The organism is Lysinibacillus sp. G01H (assembly GCF_028872195.1).
Classification (GTDB): Bacteria; Bacillota; Bacilli; order Bacillales_A; family Planococcaceae; genus Lysinibacillus; species Lysinibacillus capsici.
In genome coordinates, this window is sequence record NZ_CP118397.1 from 2,155,142 (window position 1) to 2,177,245 (window position 22,104).

Annotated in this window: 24 protein-coding genes; 14 read left to right on the top strand and 10 right to left on the bottom strand. The window is 36.8% G+C overall.

Going from position 1 to position 22,104, the window contains the following annotated elements; genetic code table 11:
* Window positions 1-77 precede the first annotated feature (77 nt).
* From PSR12_RS10885 to PSR12_RS10895, 3 genes are all read left to right on the top strand, one after another.
* A complete protein-coding gene (locus PSR12_RS10885) occupies window positions 78-659 on the top strand; it encodes a group-specific protein (protein WP_257522103.1) in 582 nt (193 codons plus the stop codon).
* Window positions 660-1,263: 604 nt separating this feature from the next.
* Window positions 1,264-1,677: a GNAT family N-acetyltransferase gene (locus tag PSR12_RS10890; protein WP_221682269.1), complete on the top strand. Its 414-nt coding sequence runs from the start codon at window positions 1,264-1,266 to the stop codon at window positions 1,675-1,677.
* A 120-nt stretch (window positions 1,678-1,797) separates the two neighbouring features.
* The gene (locus tag PSR12_RS10895; protein WP_257522104.1) at window positions 1,798-2,451 is read left to right on the top strand and encodes a DUF2306 domain-containing protein; all 654 of its coding nucleotides are present in this window, start codon (window positions 1,798-1,800) and stop codon (window positions 2,449-2,451) included.
* 71 nt (window positions 2,452-2,522) lie between these two features.
* On the opposite strand, the gene PSR12_RS10900 is transcribed toward PSR12_RS10895, so the two are convergent.
* On the bottom strand, window positions 2,523-3,224 hold the full coding sequence (locus tag PSR12_RS10900) for a DUF421 domain-containing protein (RefSeq protein ID WP_221682267.1): 702 nt from the start codon (window positions 3,222-3,224) through the stop codon (window positions 2,523-2,525).
* A gap of 160 nt (window positions 3,225-3,384) precedes the next feature.
* Between PSR12_RS10900 and PSR12_RS10905 the strand changes: the two genes are divergently transcribed.
* Entirely contained in the window at window positions 3,385-4,404 is a 1,020-nt protein-coding gene (locus PSR12_RS10905; protein WP_221682266.1) for a serine hydrolase domain-containing protein, read from the top strand.
* 52 nt (window positions 4,405-4,456) lie between these two features.
* Here the strand turns inward: PSR12_RS10905 and PSR12_RS10910 are convergent, their stop codons facing one another.
* Window positions 4,457-5,134, bottom strand: a complete 678-nt coding sequence (locus tag PSR12_RS10910; protein ID WP_274773185.1) for a hypothetical protein — start codon at window positions 5,132-5,134, stop codon at window positions 4,457-4,459.
* Between the two features lie 134 nt (window positions 5,135-5,268).
* Here PSR12_RS10910 and PSR12_RS10915 point away from each other — a divergent pair, with 134 nt between their 5' ends.
* Window positions 5,269-5,742 carry a hypothetical protein gene (locus PSR12_RS10915; protein ID WP_274773187.1) on the top strand — a complete coding sequence of 158 codons (474 nt, stop codon included), beginning with the start codon at window positions 5,269-5,271 and terminating at the stop codon, window positions 5,740-5,742.
* Window positions 5,743-5,776: 34 nt separating this feature from the next.
* Here PSR12_RS10915 and PSR12_RS10920 read toward each other — a convergent pair whose 3' ends face one another.
* From PSR12_RS10920 to PSR12_RS10930, 3 genes are all read right to left on the bottom strand, one after another.
* Complete coding sequence (locus tag PSR12_RS10920; protein WP_221682370.1) at window positions 5,777-5,929, bottom strand: hypothetical protein; 153 nt, start codon at window positions 5,927-5,929, stop codon at window positions 5,777-5,779.
* Window positions 5,930-5,961: 32 nt separating this feature from the next.
* Entirely contained in the window at window positions 5,962-6,186 is a 225-nt protein-coding gene (locus tag PSR12_RS10925) for a hypothetical protein (protein WP_255601606.1), read from the bottom strand.
* 217 nt (window positions 6,187-6,403) lie between these two features.
* Complete coding sequence (locus PSR12_RS10930) at window positions 6,404-6,709, bottom strand: hypothetical protein (protein WP_221682263.1); 306 nt, start codon at window positions 6,707-6,709, stop codon at window positions 6,404-6,406.
* 254 nt (window positions 6,710-6,963) lie between these two features.
* Here PSR12_RS10930 and PSR12_RS10935 point away from each other — a divergent pair, with 254 nt between their 5' ends.
* Entirely contained in the window at window positions 6,964-7,488 is a 525-nt protein-coding gene (locus tag PSR12_RS10935) for a GNAT family N-acetyltransferase (protein WP_274773191.1), read from the top strand.
* Between the two features lie 32 nt (window positions 7,489-7,520).
* On the opposite strand, the gene PSR12_RS10940 is transcribed toward PSR12_RS10935, so the two are convergent.
* Complete coding sequence (locus PSR12_RS10940; protein ID WP_274773193.1) at window positions 7,521-8,678, bottom strand: Ger(x)C family spore germination protein; 1,158 nt, start codon at window positions 8,676-8,678, stop codon at window positions 7,521-7,523.
* Between the two features lie 156 nt (window positions 8,679-8,834).
* Between PSR12_RS10940 and PSR12_RS10945 the strand changes: the two genes are divergently transcribed.
* On the top strand, window positions 8,835-9,629 hold the full coding sequence (locus tag PSR12_RS10945; protein WP_274773195.1) for a PhzF family phenazine biosynthesis protein: 795 nt from the start codon (window positions 8,835-8,837) through the stop codon (window positions 9,627-9,629).
* A 263-nt stretch (window positions 9,630-9,892) separates the two neighbouring features.
* Here the strand turns inward: PSR12_RS10945 and PSR12_RS10950 are convergent, their stop codons facing one another.
* Both PSR12_RS10950 and PSR12_RS10955 read right to left on the bottom strand, forming a co-directional pair.
* Window positions 9,893-11,269, bottom strand: coding sequence for an MATE family efflux transporter (locus tag PSR12_RS10950; protein WP_257522110.1), 1,377 nt, complete (start codon window positions 11,267-11,269; stop codon window positions 9,893-9,895).
* A gap of 20 nt (window positions 11,270-11,289) precedes the next feature.
* Window positions 11,290-11,769, bottom strand: a complete 480-nt coding sequence (locus tag PSR12_RS10955) for a DUF6530 family protein (protein ID WP_004230188.1) — start codon at window positions 11,767-11,769, stop codon at window positions 11,290-11,292.
* Between the two features lie 244 nt (window positions 11,770-12,013).
* On the opposite strand from PSR12_RS10955, the gene PSR12_RS10960 reads away from it, so the two are divergent.
* From PSR12_RS10960 to PSR12_RS10990, 7 genes are all read left to right on the top strand, one after another.
* Window positions 12,014-13,645: a diguanylate cyclase gene (locus PSR12_RS10960; protein WP_274773197.1), complete on the top strand. Its 1,632-nt coding sequence runs from the start codon at window positions 12,014-12,016 to the stop codon at window positions 13,643-13,645.
* Window positions 13,646-13,667: 22 nt separating this feature from the next.
* Window positions 13,668-14,030 (top strand): response regulator transcription factor, encoded by a 363-nt coding sequence (locus PSR12_RS10965; protein WP_048392951.1) that lies wholly within the window; start codon window positions 13,668-13,670, stop codon window positions 14,028-14,030.
* Window positions 14,023-16,815, top strand: a complete 2,793-nt coding sequence (locus PSR12_RS10970) for an ATP-binding protein (RefSeq protein ID WP_274773200.1) — start codon at window positions 14,023-14,025, stop codon at window positions 16,813-16,815. The genes PSR12_RS10965 and PSR12_RS10970 overlap by 8 nt, the downstream gene beginning before the upstream one ends.
* A 513-nt stretch (window positions 16,816-17,328) precedes the next feature.
* Window positions 17,329-18,522 carry an MFS transporter gene (locus tag PSR12_RS10975; RefSeq protein WP_257522115.1) on the top strand — a complete coding sequence of 398 codons (1,194 nt, stop codon included), beginning with the start codon at window positions 17,329-17,331 and terminating at the stop codon, window positions 18,520-18,522.
* A 117-nt stretch (window positions 18,523-18,639) separates the two neighbouring features.
* The gene (locus tag PSR12_RS10980) at window positions 18,640-19,176 is read left to right on the top strand and encodes a TlpA family protein disulfide reductase (protein ID WP_221682255.1); all 537 of its coding nucleotides are present in this window, start codon (window positions 18,640-18,642) and stop codon (window positions 19,174-19,176) included.
* A 99-nt stretch (window positions 19,177-19,275) separates the two neighbouring features.
* On the top strand, window positions 19,276-19,614 hold the full coding sequence (locus tag PSR12_RS10985; RefSeq protein ID WP_257522116.1) for a hypothetical protein: 339 nt from the start codon (window positions 19,276-19,278) through the stop codon (window positions 19,612-19,614).
* Between the two features lie 243 nt (window positions 19,615-19,857).
* A complete protein-coding gene (locus PSR12_RS10990; RefSeq protein ID WP_257522117.1) occupies window positions 19,858-20,082 on the top strand; it encodes a hypothetical protein in 225 nt (74 codons plus the stop codon).
* A 50-nt stretch (window positions 20,083-20,132) separates the two neighbouring features.
* Here PSR12_RS10990 and PSR12_RS10995 read toward each other — a convergent pair whose 3' ends face one another.
* Window positions 20,133-20,645, bottom strand: a complete 513-nt coding sequence (locus tag PSR12_RS10995; RefSeq protein ID WP_221682252.1) for a GNAT family N-acetyltransferase — start codon at window positions 20,643-20,645, stop codon at window positions 20,133-20,135.
* Window positions 20,646-21,036: 391 nt separating this feature from the next.
* On the bottom strand, window positions 21,037-21,912 hold the full coding sequence (locus tag PSR12_RS11000; RefSeq protein WP_255601658.1) for a DMT family transporter: 876 nt from the start codon (window positions 21,910-21,912) through the stop codon (window positions 21,037-21,039).
* Window positions 21,913-22,104 lie beyond the last annotated feature (192 nt).

Here is a 22,104-nt window from a genome sequence, read left to right on the forward strand (position 1 = left end):
CCTACTTTCTATTTATACAATGATTGTAACAGGAATTTCCAAATGTATGAAGAATTAGTTAGGTGGAGGTGCTTGTCATGCAGAGATATGTTTATCATATGGTTCCAAGGGAAATGGTGGGTCAGGAGCTCATGCCATTAAATAGGTTAGGGGCAATGTATCCACATTTATATGAACGATATTCGAAAAAATATTTTGATCATCCAGAGAGGCCGAAATTATTCATGAAAGAAATTCCTCAATTAAATTGCTTGTGGAATGATGTTGTTCATTTCCTACCAATCCATCCTAGTCATCTATATAAGGCATTAACAGAGCTAGGTATTGCAACGAAAGAAAGTCTAATGTTTTACCAAATTCCAATCCAAAAACTAGCGGCTAATCGTAATGCGATGTACCTGTATTCTAAGGAACACTATAAAGGGCCAGCAGGGGCCATTGCTGCAGAGGATATAAAACTACTGTCATTACCTGATTATAGAGAACTAGAAGAGCTACCATCAGCAACTGTAGACTATTTCCAAACGGAGAACGAAAAAGGGAAGAACTTTGGGCTTTTTGCGTATATTCCGCATCTCTTTAGCTTAGGCAATGTCAACGTAGACGATGTGGAAATTATTTCGTGGAATCAACATAATCCTAGCATGAACACTAATTGAGGTGGGAAGAGAAATAGGGGTTGCCGAGTAGCTGGCTGCCCTTTTTTGTCCAAATTGAATGGCAATGGAAAAATAATACCTCTTTCTTCTGCTTCATAAAAGATTATGCCAACAGCATACCTTCTGTTAGCTGCAATGGATATTCTTTCAACGGCGCAAACACAATTCTTTCTCCAGCTCATTCGCTATGATTCCTAGTAAACTTTTGAAAAACGTGTTGAAGCAAATAGACAATCAATCGAAAAATAAGTAGATAGAAAAAGGCCTCTATGAAGCTTGTAGCTAGTATTATTATATAACGACCGAAATCTTCTAGCTCATGAAAAGTATATTTTTGTATATGCCAATCAAAAAATAATGCTTTGTAACTCGTCCCCAAAAAGATAGGTATGAACAATAGCCAATAAAAGCGAGGTAAACTAAATTTATAGCCTTTAACCAGCAAGGTACTCCCTCCTCAATTTTTAAACTATCATAACATAAAAGATAATTTTTAGGTATATTATGGGATTTTTAAATGATAATACGAATACTTTATTTACAATTATAGTAATTTGAAGATATTATTAGTAAGTTGAGACGATGCCCAGAAAGGTAGAATTCCATGAAAATGATCCATTCAAGCAAAATTCATCCCGAAGTGAAAACATTATTATCCTATGCCACTTCCGAAAAGAAAGTGGAGAAGGAATATTCATTGTACATTGCATGTCCAGAAAGATTATTGTATGGCTATACCTTTGAACAAGACATTGTTGGTTGTATAGGAATTGTTAAAAGAGAGGCAAATCAGTGTGAAATTAAACATATAGCCGTATCGCCCGCTTATCGGGGAAAAGGCATTGGCCGTGAGATGATACGATATGTGGAAGAACATCATGTATTTTCTTCTATTTACGCAGAAACAGATCAGGACGCAGTGATTTTTTATAAAAATAACGGCTTTCATATTACAAGTTTAGGAGAAAAATACCCTGGAGTGGAACGTTTTGGCTGTCTATTAACCTACACTACCTAATGGTTAATTCGTTGTACTGTCGATAAACGTCCACTTATGTGCTTTTTCCGCCCTCTTATTTATCTGTGTTAAAAGATAGGAGATTTGAATGGTACGCTAACATTGAAAGGAGCTATAAAAATGAAACAAAAATTGTGGTGGATAATATGTGGCTTGGCATTGTTCATAGCGGGCTATTCAATTGTTCAATATTTACTATTCGATGCACAGAAGGCTGGATTTGTACAATTAAAGCTTATGCTTAATGCTACATTGCATTCATTTTGGTATATTGTGCTCTATATACATATTGTATTCGGTATATTAGCTCTCGTCATCGGTCCTTTTACGTTGTCATCAAAGTTACGAGAGAAAAATGTGAAACGCCATAGACTACTAGGCAATATATATATGGTTAGTATTTTGTTTGGTGGCTTGGCAGGACTTTATTTAGCACTGAACGCAACAGGAGGATGGGTAGCACAGCTAGGCTTTGCTTTATTATCCATAGGGTGGCTCTTCACCATGTTTCAGGCGCTGGTCCATATTAAAAAAAGAAATATCCAAGGCCATCAGAAATGGATGCTAAGAAATTATGCTTTAACCTTTGCAGCTGTGACATTGCGAATCTGGCTACCTTTGTTTACGGTATTATTTGGCTTTGATAATTTTCAGTATAGTTATGCCTCTATCGCTTGGCTATGTTGGGTGCCAAATTTAATCGTGATGGAATGGTATATCCAGCGTAAGCTCTTTGCATCTAAAGACAAAGGATACGTTACAAAGACGACTTGACTTGAATTTATTCTTCAATATTGGGATTAAAAATAGAGCCTAATGCTTTTTATGTTGGCAATTATTTTTAATTAGTATCTAAAAACATGCAAATTGTCCTTTTGGTCCATTGTGGCAAGAAGGACATCTTTTATTTCTAGGTTATAGATTGTTTTTAGTTGACTCATCAACCATTGCTCAGAATGCTTAGTCTTGCTAAGCTCATGGTAATCAATTTTTCCCTCTTTAATAAGAACAGTGGGAAGAAAAAAGGGTTCGGGCTGTAAATTCATATCTGCTCGTGTTGGTGTTTGGTAGGGTGTGTGCAAAAAACTAGAGATCGATCCGTCTGGTTCCCATAATGCTAGTGCTACATTTTGAACCTCTTCAATTTTTTCTTTTCTTAACTCCGATAAAAGTAAATCTACAGATATTCTAGCCTTTTGTAAATTGGCGCTAATAATTTGCCCATTTTTAATCAGGGGAATCGGCGGGGAGTCTATCAAATGACGAAAGGCAACCCATTTTAGGCTCAAAAAAACACCGATGAGGTAAAGCACAACTAAAACGGTCATGGTAATCATGGAACCCTTCATTCCTAAACCTTCATCAGATAAGGGATGTGCGATAATATTCCCAAGTGTGATAGCCATTGCAAAATCCAGCATTCTTAACTGAGAAATAGAGCGCTGTCCCATAATTTTTGTTGCGAAAAGTAGGAAGAAAAAAGCGACAATGGCTCGCAGAATCCATTGAATAGCAGTAAGTGATTCTTGACTATGAAAAAATTCCACAGCGACACATCCTTTTTTTTCTTATTGTTTCCTTCCGTTACATGATTATGCGGATCTTCAGGATTGAAACTAAATAGACTTGTAAAAATATGTTCAAAACGATATGGTTAAAATAAAAAAGCTATTATTTAGTAATTTTAAGAAAATCAGGAGAATACCTATGCACACAAAATTACAAAATATTCTAATCGACATACAAGAGAAGGTTAATTTTTCAGGAACGGTGCTAGTGGAAAATCAGGAGAAGGTTGCCTTAGTTAGCCAAAGTTTTGGCTATGCGAATCGCTCAGAACAAATCGACAATCATGCCAAAACTCGTTTTGGCATTGCCTCTGGCTGTAAAATTTTTACTGCAGTCGCTATTTGTCAGCTTATTGAAAAAGGGAAGCTTGCATTTGACACAAAATTATGCGATTGTCTGCCTGAACATTTTAAGTACTTCGATGAGCAAGTAACCATCGCTCATCTGCTAACACATACGTCAGGAATACCCGATTATTTTGATGAGGAAGAAATGGAGAATTTTGAAGCGTTATGGGTTGAAAATCCGATGTACCAGCTTCGAACATTGCGAGATTTCTTACCATTATTTCAGAAACGTCCAATGAAATATAAAGCTGGTGAGCGATTTCACTATAATAATGCAGGATATATTGTATTAGGGTTAATTGTAGAGCATGCAACTGGTATGGATTTTTCCGATTACATTCAACAACATCTATTCGATCGGGTGCATATGACGGAATCAGGCTATTTTTCGTTAGATTCTTTGCCAGCTAATACAGCATTAGGGTACATAGACAACCCAGATGGAACCTGGAAAACAAATATCTATTCTTTACCTGTAAAGGGGGGTTCTGATGGGGGTGCATTCGTAACGGGGAAGGATATGGCAAAGTTCTGGAGTGCACTGATGAATTTTGAACTTTTAAATGAAGATTTAACGAATCAGCTATTAATGCCACATGTTGAACTCAATGAAAATGATAGTTATGGCTATGGTGTATGGATTAAGAAGAATAGTGAACAAGCAATACTGAAATACCATGTAATGGGGTATGATCCTGGCGTGTGCTTCCATTCAGCCTATTATCCTGCTTCTTCCATTAAAGTTGTCGTATGTTCCAATAAATCTAAGGGAGCTTTTGATATGATGAAAGGAATAGAGGCTACCCTATAAAAGAATAGGGCTTGTCTGTGAAAAAGATTACAGACAAGCCTATTGCTAGTTATTAAGTAATGCCACCATGTATATTACAATAATACTCGATCTCAATAATATGAGGTGAGGATACACCATTATATGAATAGTAGCCACCGATCGCAATATTGTAAGCACTGCCTTGATCTTTAATGGAAGGGTCATACCCCATTTGCGTCCAGTAGCCTTTACCCTGTTCAATTGTAGAAGACAAGGAATGCATAACCGAAAATAACTGTCTTCCCCCAGGAATGTCCATGCTTAGTTGGGTGTCAAATGAACCATCCACTCGAATCATTGTTCGATGTGCCCCCATATGTAATTCAACGAATTTCGGTACTTTAACTGGAGAAAAAACTTCCTTATTATCGACCACGACATAAGAAGTGTCTATTCTACCTTTTAACATGTCTTCAAAATCTTTCAATTCTATCCAATAATTTGCTGAGAATGATGTGATGGGATCTAGCTTAAAGCCTGTCCCATACTCTTCATTTAGTTTATTGACAATTGCCGAATATTCTTTATAGTAGTATTCTTTCTGCGCTAGCGTTAAGACTAATGGAACAGGTACCCTGACAGATTCCGTTGTGATTATTTGTTCATCTACTGATGTAGATAGTGTTGAGGCTGCTTTGTCATTCTTTTCACAGCCTGTCAGGAAGATGGCTCCTACTAAAATGCTTGTCACCAAATATCTTTTCAACACCTTCACCTCCCAAAAATGAATAAAATCTATTATACCATACATAAATGTGAATAATTTCATTTATTTGGTAAAATAATAGTTTCGTAGTATATTGTAGAGAGAACGACGATTAAGCAAGTGTAAGGGGCGGTATAGTGGCAATTTTAAAAGATTATTCGAGTCAGCCGAGTTGTGAGGTAGAGCTAGATATTTTAATGGTGAATGAGGAAAGTGTAAAGTTTCGTATTGAATTTCGCTTTGGGCCAGCTTTCCCAGCGATAAATACTGAGATTTACTGTTTAAAAAGAGATTTCCTTCAATTATTAGAAGACATAACACAATTGGAGCCTGCTTATTTAAGTATGCTGGAGCCGCATGATCCTGGCCTATGCATCTATCATATCCCTCATTATGGCGAATATTTTTTTCCTGGATACGGTATCTTTCAAATTCCTGAAGAGGAGAGGGAGGAAGCAGAGCAACGTTATAAATTAATGTTTGTACTAGATGCTTATGAAAAGAATCATTATGGTGCAAGAGAATGTGGGCCTGCATTATGTATTATTGTGACGATGGAACAAATTCGCGTGTTCATTACCACTTTGCGAGAACAATTAAAGATATTCTAAAGTAAAAGGTGATACAACGGTCATTCATCTTCTTCTAAAAAGATGCTAAAGGAAAGGTTGAGACGATCACATAGTTTATTTCATCGCTAGGTAATTGCTCATTAATCCCTAATTGTTCAAATGAAAATGTTTCCTGAATTTGATCGGTATATTTCGTATTAAAGGAAAACGTAATGAATTTAGACACGTTGATTTTCCTCCGTTTCCTAGGGGGCACATTCATGGGCGAATTATAAGAAATTGAATGTCGTTGATATTTTCAGTAACTAAACTTTTTTTCTTTGGGTAAAAAGAATAGAAAATGCTGTCGGCTGAATTATCATTAATATAGACAGTGTAAGTAGTATAATTTTCTAGCAATTGCTTTAATTGTTGGATTATTTGTTCATTCGGTTTTTCAGCTTTTGTTTCTTTTTCTAGTTCAAGAGTGATTGCTGTCGTCATATTTTGTATATCTAATTGGCTTGCAGGGCGATTAAATTTTTTCTGACTAGATAAAATAGCATCGATTTCTTCAGGTGTAAGATCTTGTTCAGAAATATTTTTTCCTCCTCTCCAATTTATTGTTTGTCAAAAGGCAACTTAACAAGTATGAAATTTATTAAGTGTTTTTGTTAAAATGTAGTATAAACTCTCGTGTATGAAGGTGCAATAGTTACCATTAAGGAGCAGTATACTTCTGCTTTCTTCGTTTCTTTTGCTTATAGGTAAGATAAGAAGTTTTTAAGGAAGCATAACTTCCAATTGCTGCATAGCCATAAAACCAGCCCATGAATAGTCCTGCAAGAAGATTATGTCGGTGGCTGATGAAAATAGAAATGAATAAGCCGACAACTAGTGCAATGGTCAGAACCCAGAAAGGCTTTATATGACACATTTTCTTAATTAGTTGCGTAATAATCTTAACTACAGGGACTGCAACGACGGCATCCCAAAAATTTGTATGTATGAGTGGAAAGTGTTCCATTCCGTTCACCTAGCATTGACAATTTACAACTTATTGTGGACATAGAAATCATTGAGGATTTGTTGAGAGAATGTATAGATAGCTATGGTAGACTTACTCTGTTGGGGTGCACAAGCAAACTAACACGCACAAAAGGGGCAGGGCAACTAGCCTTGTCCTTTTAATAAAGTAGCACCAAGTGGAAATAGAGAGTGCAATAGCCAGTGGATAAATGTAAAATTTGATTCATAAATCTACGATAAAAGAGGTATATGATGTTTCCAATATTACATACTGAACGATTAGTGTTAAGGGAATTGACGAGTTCTGATGGACAAGCTCTACTTGCGTGCTTTTCGAATCCTGAAGTTTTGCGCCATTATGGACAACAGCCCTTAACGAGCTTAGGTCAAGTGCAGCAAATCATTCGAAATTTTGCAAACAATTTTGCCGAAAAACGTGGTATTAAATGGGGCATTGCATTAAAGGATCATGAAGGAATTATTGGTACAATCGGCTTTCAAGAGTGGTCAATAGAGCATCGAAGAGCGGAAATCAGCTACGCCCTTTTGCCTGAATATTGGGGAAATGGCTATGCTCAGGAAGCTGTCAAACGAGCTATTTCCTATGGTTTTGAAGAAATGGATTTAGTACGAATTGGAGCCATTGTATTTAAAGAAAATGAAGCTTCCAATCTACTATTGCAGAAAATAGGCTTCGAACAAGAAGGCTTATTAAAAAAATATATGCATCAACATCATGTGCCCCATGATACTTATATATACTCACTTATTAAATAATAGGGAGACCAGATTCCTATAAGGACATCTGGTCATTTTTTGATGGTTTCTGTAAAAGTTTTTCGACCTGGATTGATTTTGGCTACATCCACATCAATTTTGCTAATTGAATCCTCTGATAAAGGGATTTTTCCATCTTTCTCAAGCTTTTTCCAAGCCTTGACGTTATCGCGGTAGAGATATTCTGACAATCGATAGATATCCACATCTAATTTTAGACCTTCTTTATAGGTTTCCTGGATTTCCTTTTTCACTTCTTTTACAATAAGCTCTTTCAGCTCTTGTTCGGTTACTTTTCCTTTAAAACCATTGATGGTCGCATTGATTCTCAATTTGACTTCAAATGTAACAGCCTCCTGTTTGACAAGTGGTTCCACATCGACATGTATTTTCTCAATACTGACCGTTAGTTCTTCCTGGTCGCCTGTATTTAATTGAAAGGTAATCTCTCCACGATTTGTATAGTTATGCATCCATTGACTGCCACGAGCCGCAGTGTCTTGCACGAACCCCTTAAAGCCATCTTTCGACAGGACACCAACCCCTGAAAAATAGGTTTCCTCTACTTGCTCCCCACCTGTTTCCCAATCCTCTTTAATGGACACATAAGGAATTGTTACTTCATAGCTTGGCTCATTTAAACCAATGACAACATCTCTTAAGTCCTTTGGTTCAATAAATGTTTCTTGTTCTGTTGGGTTGATTGGGCTACTTAATTTTGATGAGGATAACGAATTTCTTAAGATAGGTGTGACAAGCAGTATGTCTTCTACTGGGTTTTTTGTACAATACACCCAGATTTGATACCTAGTATCGCGAAAACGTATGAATGTATCGATGACAGGAATAATGTGTTCATTTTCCATAGCCTGCTCTGAAAAGACCATATATCGCATATGCCCCCAAAAAATTTCTTGATCCGAGGAGCGATATAATTTGTAAATGGCCTCTTCTATTGTTTTACCAGTGGCACGACCTACTTCAGCAGGCGCCACCGTTGCGCTAGGTTGTACAGATTTCGCGACATCAGCGAAATTAATCACTTGTAAATAGACAATATACTCGTCGTTTTCATAGTCTACACCTACTGCATTTATATAGTACATTCTTTGCGGCTCCGTAATATCCCAGCATCCAGCGAGTAAGGTTGTCAATCCGATGATCAATAAAAATTTGAAATAAGTTTTCATGGTTTCTCCACTCGAATTGCTCTTCAGTTGTATTTTATAGTGTTAGCTTAGACAAAAGATGGCTTTTTTATAAAGTGCTTGCTGAGGAAATGGTATTTGGAAAATTATATCCAATGAGACGATTTTCAGGTATGATGAGGCAAGGAGGGGAGAACGGTGACTAGTATTTCATATTGTTTAATTAATACATTTACGAATGAGCTATATAAAGGAAATCCTGCAGCAATATGTCTATTAGATGAAGCTATTTCTGAGGAGGCCATGCAAAAAATTGCACAGGAGATACCTGTCCCGACAACAGCCTTTATTGAAAAAAAACAGGTTGATTTTTCGCTGAAATGGTTTACGCCAAATAAGGAAATACCCATTTGTGGTCACGGCACCCTTGCTAGTGCCTTTGTGCTTTGGCAGCAAGGAATTGTGCCAAAGGAGCACACAATTACATTTCATACAGCAAGTGGTCCTTTACATGCCAAGTGGCAACATGAACGAGTGGAAATCGCCATCAAAACGTATCCAATTGCTGAAATGGAATGTCCTTCAGCATTGGAGGACTGGTTAGGATGTAAGCCCATCTTTGTAGGGAGGACCGAATTGGATTATATCGTGGAAGTAGGCAATGAAGATCAAATTGCACAGTTTGAGCCTGACTTTTCTGCGATGAAGCAGTTTTCTGTTCGAGGAATTTGTCTAACTAGTCAGTCGAAGGAAGAAGGCATTGATATCGTATCTCGCTTTTTTTCTCCAGCACAAGGTATTGACGAGGATCATGTAAATGGTTCAAGTCATGGTGCACTAGGCCCTTATTGGTGTGAGAAATTATCTAAACAACAGCTTGTCAGCAAACAACTTTCTAAACGTGGTGGTGTACTCTATGTGACCCCTCATCACAACAAGGTATTGATTGCAGGCGCAGCAGTTACAGTCTTGCAAGGAGAATTAAACATCTAGTTACGGTTTAGAAGGAGATTTATATTCGAGGTAACAGTTTTTTGTTTTGGTAATTATTCCTATTAGAAAAAGCGAGAAAAAATTTGAAACTTGTTGTAACCTTTTTCAATGTGAAACGACTACTCTATTAGTAGAATACAAAAGAACTAAAGCAAGTAGTAACATTCACTTTTCACAAAATGACCAGGGCTCAATTTTGAGTGCCTGGTTATTTTGTTGTCATAATAAAAAGAGGGCTCGCACATGGCATACCCTCTTCGATTTTATTCGCTCAGCATAGCTTTTAATGTTCGTTTTTGCCAGCCTAGCTTGAAGTATGCATATTGCATAATGAAGTGGACGCAGAAGGTGATTGGATAGGCTAACCAAACGCCATTTAGTTCTAGTGACGTATGGTGAGATAATAGGAACGCTAATGGTACCTGTACAACCCAAATCGTAATGACTAAGAAGATGGTTGGCCATAATACCACACCAGTGGCACGCATTGTAGCAGAAACAGTTTGTGTGTGTCCAAAAATTAAATAGCTCCAAAAGGCAATATATAAATAATTCTTGGCAATAAGCACAGTCTCATGTGAATCGATAAAGAAAGCCAAAATAGGCTCTGCAAACAGATACATAATGAGGATGATCGCGCCACCTAGAAAATAATTAATTCGCACACCCATTTGTCGGATTTTTTTAATCATCTCTGTGGAATTAGCCCCTAACGCCTGTGCTACAAAGACAGATGTAGCAATGGCAATACTCATAGCTGGGACTTGAGCATAGCTAGCTACCTGATTGACAACGCCATAAGCGGCAGTAGCATCCGAACCATAGCCATTCACAAAGCCAATAACGGCAATTTCGGCCACTGAAATGGCAACCATGCTAATACTGGCTGGAATGGCTAGCTTTAATAAGGACGTTAAAATATCTTTCTTTAATTTAAAATGCTGTAAGATCGTTTTATCAAAACGTAGTAAATGCTTTGTTTTATGCAAATAGGCTAACAACAGGATCATTGTCACCAGATTTGATAACACGGAAGCATAGGCAGCCCCATTTAAGCCGAACGCAGGCAACCCCAACCATCCAAATACTAAAGGTGGTAGGAAGACGATATTTAACACGACACTAATTACTAAAAATAAAAATGGGGTTTTGGAATCACCGACTCCTCGCATAAAGGTTGTATACACCAAATACCAAAACATAATCGGTAACGTGAAGAAAAGTATTTGGGCATAACTAATACTCATGTCTAAAATATTCGCAGGTGTCTGCATAAAGCGTAATATCCATTCAATGAAAAAGCCACCAAAAATCGCGACAGCAATGGATAAAATGGTTGTAAAGGCGAGTGTTACACCAACAACCTCTTTCATTTTGGCATGATTACCAGCCCCAAATGTTTGACCGACTAAAATAGAGCTTCCTGAACCAATGCCAATTGCAAAGGCCATTAAAAAGAAGAAAAACGGAAAAAATGCCGAAATGGCTGCTAGGGCATCGACCCCTAAATTGCGTCCGACGATAAACATAGCAAATACCTGGCCGACAGATTGCAGCACATTTGCTAGCATCACGGGAATTAAGAAATTAAAAAAAGCTTTGCGTAGCTGTTGATCATCCTGTAACATTTGTTCGTTCATAAATAAGTTCCTCTTGAGTTTTAATAACCCATTTCTTTTAAGATTCTTGAAAGTGTGCGTAGGCGTTCTCCAATTAGCTCACCATCATTAGTAAGTGCTTGCTGAAAAAGCTGGATATCCTCTTTAATCTGTTCATTTTCTGTACAAACTTCCACTGTCATGGCATCTCCCTGTAAGCCTACACGATTAATCACAGGGTTTTCTTCATCATATAAATGCTCATGACGATAAGCCTCCTTAAAATAAAGTTCCGTTTCACACACTAAAATAGCGAGATCAAGCACGCGGTGTAGGGGAAGTTCTTCTGATTGGCGAGACCACTTGCCACCTGTATGCCGCCAAACCTTGGCAGAAATATCAACCTTTCCTCGATCATTCCATTGTGCCAGACCAAGGGAAAGTCCTTGTGCATCGGTTTGATAAGCCGTGCGCCCATCAATATTGGCATAATTTTCTGCCACGATGACAGGTTTATGTTTTAAATGTGTTGGAATTTTCATGTATCCGTACTCCTTATCATTTCTAATTTAGTAATTTAGTAAATTACTGATTTAGTAAATTTAGCATTAAACGCTTCTATAAGTCAATCGAAAAGAGGAAAGTTGGAACCCTTTCTTTTAAAACCAACTAAAGGGGGGGCTTAGCGTAAGGAATTCATTACAATAAACGTTCAAAATCTGCCGTGGTTTTTACAAAATAGTAAGTTATAATTTATAGAAGTATGATTGATTGGAGAGAAAGAGGATGGAAACAGCTAAATATCACCGAATGGTTTATACACGTATATGTGAAAATTTACAAAAATGGGATAATAGTGACTTTGTTAGAGAAGACGAACTCTATTCATTTTTACATACATTAAAAGGCACCGCTGGATCAATCGGTTTACATGAATTAACTTCGATTGCTAGTGAAAAGCTAGAGCTTTTGAATGAAGACCGTAACAAGCAATGGACCAAATCAGAATGGAAAAAGTACCTTGCTCCGTTTATTGAAAGCGTTCATTTTTATCAAGAAAATGATTCAATGGCTCAATATATAGAACATCCTACAACCATCATTAAAAATCCAGCAAAACAAGATTTTATTCTGATAATAGATGATGATGTGGTATTTATTTCCTATTTAAAAAATGTTTTAGAGAAAAAGGGCTACTCTGTCATTGCAGCTCATAATGGTAAACGAGGATTAGCGTTAATTTATGAATTGCAACCATCCATCGTATTTCTAGATATCATGCTTCCAGATTCTAATGGCTTTTCTATTTTAGACAATATTAAAAAAACGAAAAAAGAGCTCATGTTTGTGACAGTGATTAGTAGTAATGATAGTAAAGAAAATCGCGTTCGCACATTGGAGATGGGTGCTATGGATTTTATGGCAAAGCCCATTGATGAAGAGCTATTAGTTGCTTATGTTTCCAATCGCTTAGCCTATAAAAGAGAATTAGAGCAGGCTATTGTCATTGACGAATTAACCCAAATTTATAATCGTAAATTTATGGAATCGCAAATAAAGCTTTTCATTAAACACCATCAGCAAAACAAAGAACATTTTTCAATTGCGATTATCGATTTAGATTATTTTAAAAAAGTAAATGATACATATGGTCACCTAGTAGGTGATGAGGTGCTGAAGGGTTTCGCTTCATTGGTGAAGGAGCTAAAAGGAGCTGAAGAAATTGCTTGTCGCTTTGGTGGAGAAGAATTTGTGATTTTAATGCCCCGTACTACTAAAAAAGAGGCATTTATTTTTATTGAAAAACTTCGTACCTCCATGGAGAAAAAGATATTTACAGCAAATGGAACTAGCTTCCATGTTACATTTTCTAGTGGAATCGCAGAAGCAACTTCTACCAATTTACATCCTAAAAAGATGCTAGAAGAGGCAGATCAAGCACTATATACGGCCAAGCAATTAGGGAGAAATCAAACGATCATCTTTGATAACATAGCTGCTTTGGAGAAAAGAAAGGTGAAAATCAAGATCGTTGTCATTGATGATGTGTATATTATTCGTGATCTGATTACCAATCATTTTAAGCATTTGGAGGAAAATGAGGATTATATGATTGAAACACTGGCATACCCTGATGGCATTAGTTTTCTGGAAGCCAATTGGTATGACCCTGAGTGCAAATACATTATCTTATTAGATTGGATATTGCCGAAAATGGACGGCATCGAGGTGCTAAGTAAGATAAGAGAGCAACATGCTTCAAGTAATGTAATCGTCTCCATGCTAACTTCACGTGTGGGGGAAGAATACGTCATGAAGGCTTTCATTAATGGGGCGGACGATTATATTGTGAAGCCGTTTAATGTGGCTGAAGTATCGGAACGCATTATTCGTTTAATTCATCAGATGTTTCTTTAATGGGAAAGGGAGAAAAGACAGGATGGCTAGAATTTTAGTAGTGGATGATGAAGAAATATTACGCATGTTAATACGTGAAACCTTAGAAGATTTAGAATTTGATATTGATGAGGCAGAGGATGGCGAAGAAGCCCTTAAAAAAATGATGGAAAGCTCCTATGATTTAATGATACTCGACTATATGATGCCGAATTTAACAGGAATTGAGGTGATCGAGCTTCTCCCACAAGAGATTAAAATGTCGATGCCTATTCTCATGCTGACAGCTAAATCACAAGAAAGTGATCGTCAAAAGGTATTTGATTTAGGGGCAGATTACTTTATGTCCAAACCGTTTAGTCCCATTAAGCTAATGAATTTGGTGGAGGACATCTTAAATGATTAAGTCGACATCCTTGCTGAATAAAAGTATACGAAGCCAATTCTTTAAAATGCTGCTTTTTCTAGTTGTTAGCTTTTTAATCATCATTGCTGCTTTTCTTGTCGTAGTCAATGCAAGTCAAAATGCCTTACAGCAGAAGAGAGAACAAATGTATGAAAAATCAATGCTTGTGGATGAATTGGAAGAAAATTTTAATGGCATATTTTTTCGAGCAAGGGGCTACTATGCCTTTCAAAATGAGCAGGAATTAAAGCTATTGTATGAAAATTTGGAGAATTTCGAAGTTCTATTACAGCAGTTTTCGCAACTGGATTTAACGGAAGAAGAACGAGGGCTCTATAATGAGCTAGTTGATTTTCATTATAATTATAAAACAGTTACTCTCCCAAAAGCGTTAAGCTTTGCGAAGATGGGGGATTATGAGGCTTTGAGAGAGCTTTCGAATGGCGGAGCAAATGACCTTGTCAATAAATTTATTACCTATACAAAATCCTATAAGAAAAAAACAGACCACTCCTTAAACCAAATTTTTAGCAAGACAGTGGAGCAGGGGCAATTATTCACTTTTATTTCGTTAATGATCAGCGGTCTCATTTTACTCTTTGTTGGCGTCATTTTACGAAGAGTGCTGAATAATATGATTCGACCAATTGAACAATTAACACTTGCGACAAACGCTTTGGCGTCAGGGAAATCTATTGATTTAGGTAATCTTGTACAAAAGGAAGATGAGTTAGGTATTTTAGCGAACTCATTTCTTAAAATGATACTCTCTATTCAGGATAAGGAAGAGGTACTGACAACCCAAAATGAGGAGCTTTTAGCGCAGCAGGACGAGCTTCAAGAAAATCAATTACAATTACAAAATTCATTAAATTATTTAGAAAAGTATAATCAATTAAATCATGTACTGACGTTTACGTTAAATAAACAGAAACTAATCGATAATCTCCATAATTATTTAAACGACATTTATCAATATGATACGAGTGTGCTTTATTGGATGGAGGGCAATGTGTATGCGACAAAAGGTTTATCACACCAATCTGCTGCAGCCCTAGTTGAAAATTTTGACATGGATAAACAAGCAAGATTAAAGCAGGAAAAATCCTTTGTTATTAAACGTCAATTGACAGCAAATGAAAAAGGAATTGCACAAGAGTCTTATTATGCCTATGACTTGTATTCTTCCGTGTTTAATTCTAAACGAGAGCTAGTCGCTATATTAATGGCGACACGCGAGGGGCATCCCCATAATGATCGGGATATAGATAGTTTAAATGGACTATTAAATCGTGTGTCCATCGCATTTGAACGCATTCTTATGTATGAAGAGGTAGAAAAATCGAGGACGTTAAATCAAACGATTATTGATAATGTCAACGAAGGTATCCAGTTAGTTTCTGTTCCAGGCGATACCATTCTTATCAATAGAGCGCTATGTGGTATTGTCAACTTCTTTAACTTGACAACAGAAACAAGTATCCCTAAAGAGGATTGGCTACAGCATTTTCAAAAATGTAGTGCCCAACCAGATGAATTAATTGAATTTTTAGAGGCATCTATTATGGAGAGCTTTGAGGATACACGAAAATACCGCTATTGTATGACGGCTGAACATGAAATCTTTGTCGAGGTATATGCAACTTGTCTTTTTGATGGGCAGAAAAAAGTAGGCACAATTTTTGTGCATCGTGATATTACAAGAGAATATGAAGTAGATCAAATGAAATCCGAATTGGTGAGTACGGTAAGTCATGAACTGCGAACGCCTTTATCGAGTGTACTTGGCTTTACAGAGCTTCTGTTAACGAAAAATATAAAACCCGAACGGCAAAATAAATATATCGATACAATCCATAGAGAAGCGGTACGACTAACCAATCTTATAAATGACTTCTTGGATTTACAGCGAATGGAGTCAGGCAAGCAGCAATATAACATGGAGACATTACAATTAAATGAAATAGCCTTTGAAAGTGTCAATCGTTTCCGACATGAGCAAAAGCATAATGTCCATCTAATTGATAAGGCAAGAGAGGTCTATGTCAATGCAGATCAAGATAGACTCGTTCAATTATTTATTAATTTAATAGGAAATGCGATTAAATTTTCTCCACAAGGGGGGGATGTGGAGATTTTGTTAGAAAACAAAAATAATAGTATCCAAGTGAGTATAAAAGATGAGGGCATAGGCATATCTAAACAGGATATTGCTCAGTTGTTCCAAAAATTCAAACGAATCGATAATAGTTTAAGACGTAAAATAGGAGGGACTGGACTGGGTCTTTCCATTTGTAGAGAAATCATCTTAAAGCATGAAGGAGAAATATGGATAGAGTCAGAAGAGGGACAAGGTACTACTGTGTACTTTACATTACCACTTGCAAATAACACTATCACCTTCGATGAAGAGGATGTAATGGAGGATAGCAATGGCTTAAACATTATGATTGTCGAGGATGACTTAAGCTTAGCTCTACTGTTGTCTGAAGAGCTAAAAAGCAAGGGCTTTACCGTGATTCATCATCATGATCCAAAAAAAGCTTTTGAAGATACACTCAATACACCTTTACTTGGTATTGTGATTGACATAATGCTTGGCGAAGAAATGAGCGGCTGGGATTTAGTCCGTGCACTAAGAGAAAGAGAGCATACAAAAGAGATACCAATTATTATATCTTCAGCATTAGATGAGGTAAAAGAAATGGTGGACCAATTTCAAATTAAAAAATACTTAACCAAACCATACCCACCTGAAGAAATATCAAAACTGTTTGTAAAATAATAGGATAGCTTAATTTATTGTCCGTAGCATTATATTGTAAGTAAAATGTGAGTGTTATAAAAACCTTACTAGATGAAGCAAAAGCGTTTGTCGCAAGTTGCTCCATACAACCAGACATTAACCGGAAATCTATCAACGAGAAAAATAAGTTTTCCTAAATTTTCTTCAAAAATGTGTAACCTTTGTAAAGCTGGTACGACTACTGTATTAGTAGAATACAAAACACTAAAGCAAATTAGTAGGTTTCACTTTTCACAAAAAGACCAGGTCTCAAATTTTTTTGAGAACACCTGGTCTTTTTGCGTGCTGGCAACAAAGTGGAAGTAATGCTAAAATAAGAAAAATACTTTAGAATGTTCTTGAAATTTAATTAAAATCACGCATAGAAATTGAAAAAAATGAAATCCCCCATCGTTTTTTCAACTAGGCGTAAAAAGGAGTTCAGACATGCAGGTTCGTCCAATTTAAAAATCTCCCAAGTAAAAATAAAATCTTAATTTTGGGGGATAAAACGTGTTTAAAAACCGATCTTTTTCACTTTTATTGACAGGTCAATCTTTAGCGGATATTGGTGATATTCTCTATATAGTAAGCGTGATTAGTATAATTTATCGTTTAACCAACTCGGCGATTGCTACTTCCTTTGTACCATTTATTATTACTACTTGTATGTTGATTTCCAGTCTGCTAACACCTCTTATTACGGCGAAAGTGTCGTTGAATCAATTGCTAACTATTTCTCAGGGCTTTAAAACAGCTGTCCTTTTGGGTCTTGCCTTGTATGTAGAATTGATAGGAGATCAGCCGATGTTTGGCTTTGTGTTTTTACTGATTGCGATGGTTGCGTTCTTGGATGGTTGTGCCAATCCTATTCGTCAATCCTTGGTGCCTCATTATGTGGAAGAAAAGGATTTATTACGAGCAAATAGTATTGCTGAAACGGTTATCCAATCCATTCAGGTGGGTTCTTGGTTTGTTGGCAGTTCCTTGCTTCTTCTCTTTACACCATCACAGCTTATATGGGGTGTTGTCGTCCTTTTTTTCATCGCAACATTGCTTTTAAAACTTCTACCAGATGTGGCACGTATGGAACGTCCACAAACAAAGAAATGGGTGTTAATTATGGAAGGGTGGCAAACCATCCATCAAACGCCTGTACTAAAAATTGCTGCACGTATGGATTTACTGGAATCGATGGCAGGTGCAGTGTGGGTCGCAGCGATTTTACTTGTTTTTGTAGAAGAAGCATTGCAGGCTTCTTCTCAATGGTGGGGTTATCTCAACGGCATTTTTTTTATCGGCATGATTTTAGGGAGTATGATTTGTTTAAAATGGACCAAATTTATTGAGCGTAAGAAAGCTATGTTCATAAGTGGAGGAGCGCTGTTGTCCGCTATTTTTACACTATTCTTTGCGGTTAGTATCACATCATTTATGGCTTTACTCTGTTCTTTGCTGATTGGCTTATGTGGGCAATTAAAAAACATTCCACAGCAAACCATCATTCAAACAAGTGTTTCAAAGGAGAAATTACCAACGGTGTATACATCGTTGAATGTCATTGTGACAGGGGTATTCGGCCTTTCATCTTTAATGATGGGCATGTTGTCAGAATGGTATGGGATACGAGTTGTTTTTTTCCTTTCAGCTAGTATGCTACTTCTCGTAAGTGTGATTGCCTATAAAAATAAAACATCTTTCACGTAAGAAAGAGTAGCCCTTACTTTTAGAGTAGGGGCTATTTTTTAGAAAAAGTTTATATCCTGTTAGTTGATAGTGTGGTAAAATATACAAATATTTGTATATTTTAAAAGGAGAAGTAGTATGAATCGTAAAAAAATAAGTTTCATTATCTCAGCCCTTATCATTGCAATTTTTATTGGTGTGGCATTAAAAAATGTTTTTTTTCAAGCATCTCTTACACCCTCTATGACTGTTTTGGAGGATGGGACCAAACAAATTAATTATGAAACTGCTTTAACAAAGCTAGATCAATCCGCCACAACGTTTGAAGCATATAAGGGCAAAATTTTAGTAGTGAATTTCTGGGCGTCCTGGTGTGGACCTTGTCAACAGGAAGCACCTGAACTAGAGGCATTCTATCAACAAAAATCAAAGGATGTCGAGCTACTAGCCATCAATGCTACAGCCTATGATAGCTATGCAAAGGCGGCAGCATTTAAGGATACCTATGATTTATCATTTCCTATCTTTCTAGACGAAGAGGGAGTACTACAGAAATCGTTTGAAGTGATGAATTATCCTAGTACCTTTATCTTTGACGAAGAAGGGAAATTACAGCACAGCGTGAAAGGCGAACTCACTCAACAACAATTAACACAATTGATTGATAATCTCTAAGAACAAATAAGTCTTATAGACAATATAGTTAGAAAAATGAAACTTTTTCTAAAAAGATACGTAGAAGTAGCTGAAGAAAAAAGGAAGGGAGCTCCTTTAATGCCGCGGAAACACATTATTATTATCATCATTGCATGGATTGTAGAAATATCGTTGACGTATTGGGTTGCCACCATGTTCTCTGTGCGATTTATTGAAGTGATGTTTTTCACGGGCATTGCCTTTACCTTAGGAACGTTTTACTTTTCGAGTAGCGGTGGAGCGATGTCGAGGCTTTATGCATCCCAAGTGAGTGCGCAAACAGGGATCATTCATGAGCGAGAACGGTTCAAAGTTAAACTTGGACCCGTATTTATAGCGTCACTGATATTTTTCCTTATTGGATTGGTATTCTTTATTTTACTTGTAACAGGCATTATTCCACCACAAAAGGTGTGAAAGTTATTGGCTTCCACATGCAAAAAATCAAGATGGCTGGGTGCTCATTTTGATTTTTTTGCGTTGTATAGAATTTGTAGAGTGCTATATTATAGAATAGGCTTCAATAATTGTATTTTTACAATTAGAAAGGAGTAAAAGGGTAACTATTATACTAATTACCCTTCGTTATTAGTGATTTGTCATGCAAAATATGTATATCTGTGGAGGTATACGATATGTTAAAGGAGCTATCAAACCGCAGTGCCCCAAAATCGAAACCAACAAAATACAAAGAAGAGTAGACAACTAGAACCTGACCTTCAAGATAATGCTATGCTAGAAATTCAAACGATGGAAAGTAGCATAAAAAGATACATAACAGTGCATGGTGACCACTTGAATGCAGCTGAATATCATTCTTTACTGCAAATGATTAAGAGTTTAGAGAAATTGAAAACAGCGATTAAAGGTGTTTCATTAGACTAGACACATTCTTTTATATTGGATGATCTGATAATACGGTTTATCAGATCATCCTAGGAATTAATCCACCGGTAATAAGTAAAAGTGAAGTTTTGACCATTCATTTCAAATGATTCACCGCTTCTATCCAATTGTTTAAAGCCGTTTTTTTCTAATACTTTCTGAGAGGCTATATTGTTCGTCGTTGTTTGAGCCTCAAGGATGAGCATGCCTTGCTGGCGCATAAGGTCTAATACTAATTGTAAGGCTGTATGGGCAACCCCTTTCCCACTATATTCTTTTCCCACTCGATAACCGATATGACCTAAACGTTGATCCTTATCAATATCGATTACATTGATCCTTCCTACAATTTCCTCAAGTTCATTTTTTATTAGATAGAAATAGCATTGCTGTTGTGCCTGTTCCTCTAAAAGCATGTCATTTTTTCTTATAAAATTTGGTAATAGGTAATAGTCATCCCCTCGACTTGGTACTGTTTTTTCAAAATAGGCCCTATTTTTAACCTCAAATGCATATAAGTTTTCATAATCACCCTGTGTTAATTTTTCTAATCGAATATTCATGGCATCTCCAATCAATTTTGATTTTTCTTTCATTATACCTGTAGTCTAGGGCTAATCTCATCTATTTATTGATTGTTCAGATTTTGTAGATGTGCGATTAGTACAATGGTTGCGTTCACAGAACATACGTTAGTTATTATTGGCGCTGACCTAGGAGGTGAAATAGGCAAAAGCGAATAATGTGTTTTTTTGTACTGAGAGCATTGGGTCAGGGATTAGAAAACTACTTTGCTTCTTTCAGCCATCTATTAAAAAGGTCCGTCATTAAAAATAACCACTTCCTGTGGCGTTGCCTTCACTAGTTTTTCTGAATGACTTATTCGAAAAGTTTGGGAAGCATGCCCTGCCCAATGGATTTACGAGATTTTGATTTCCAACATCACACGCTGACTTAGAGCACAACCTGAGGCGTCTTCGTTTTAAAATGTGTGAATAAGTAGCATCCCAAAATCACGATGATACCCCCAATGCCTTGCAGCCAGCTTAGCTGTTCACCGACAAATAAAAAGGCGAGCAATGCTGTGAAAATGGGATTAAAGTTTAGAAAAATACCAGAGGTTGTAGCACCTAATTGTTGAACGCCAATATTCCAAAATACCATACAAACTACTGTAGAGATGACCCCTGTATAAAAAAGCGAAAGAATGAAAGTAGAGTCGATTTCAGAGAAGGTAAAATCATTGATTGTGAATGGGACTAGGATGAGCACCCCAAACAAACCTGCATACAATGTCGCCATTAATGGAGAGGTTGTTTGCATAGCCCACTTACTACATACAGAATAAAGTCCCCATACGCAAACGGCTGCCATCATCCATAAATCTCCTGTATTCAATTGGAAGTGCCATAACAGCTGCCAATCTCCTTTTGAAAGAACAAGAAAAACACCAATGAAAGAGAGTACCATGGCCAGAAGCTGCAAGCCATTTATTTTTTCTTTCAGAAAGGCGAAGGAAAAGAGGGCGATGGACATGGTATTCATTGTAGAAATAAGACCAGCATTCGTGGATGTTGTCCGCTCCAACGCTAAAAATTGAAATATATTAAACAAGGCAACACCTGTAATGCCCATGAGGAATAATGGCACAAGAGCGGCCTTAGCAGGAACCAATTTCTTCTCTTTCCACCAAACGAACGGTAGCAGGACGATCACCGCGATCAGCCATCTGACCAACGTTAAGGTCATCGGTGAGGCATGAGCCACTAGCGTCTTAGCCACAACAAAATTGCCTCCCCAAAGTAAGCTCGTGACAAGCATTAAGCCCATATAAAATTTAACCACAGTATAGGTACACTCCTTTTACTTCTATGTATAATAAGAATCATAGCACTATAAGTGATTTGTCAGTATAATATTTTGTGTAATTGAATAAATTCGAAATAATCGAAAGTTATTTAACAGATATCAAAATAATGTTTTGAAATCGTGTTAAAAACTTCCTTGTCTAAAAATAATCAA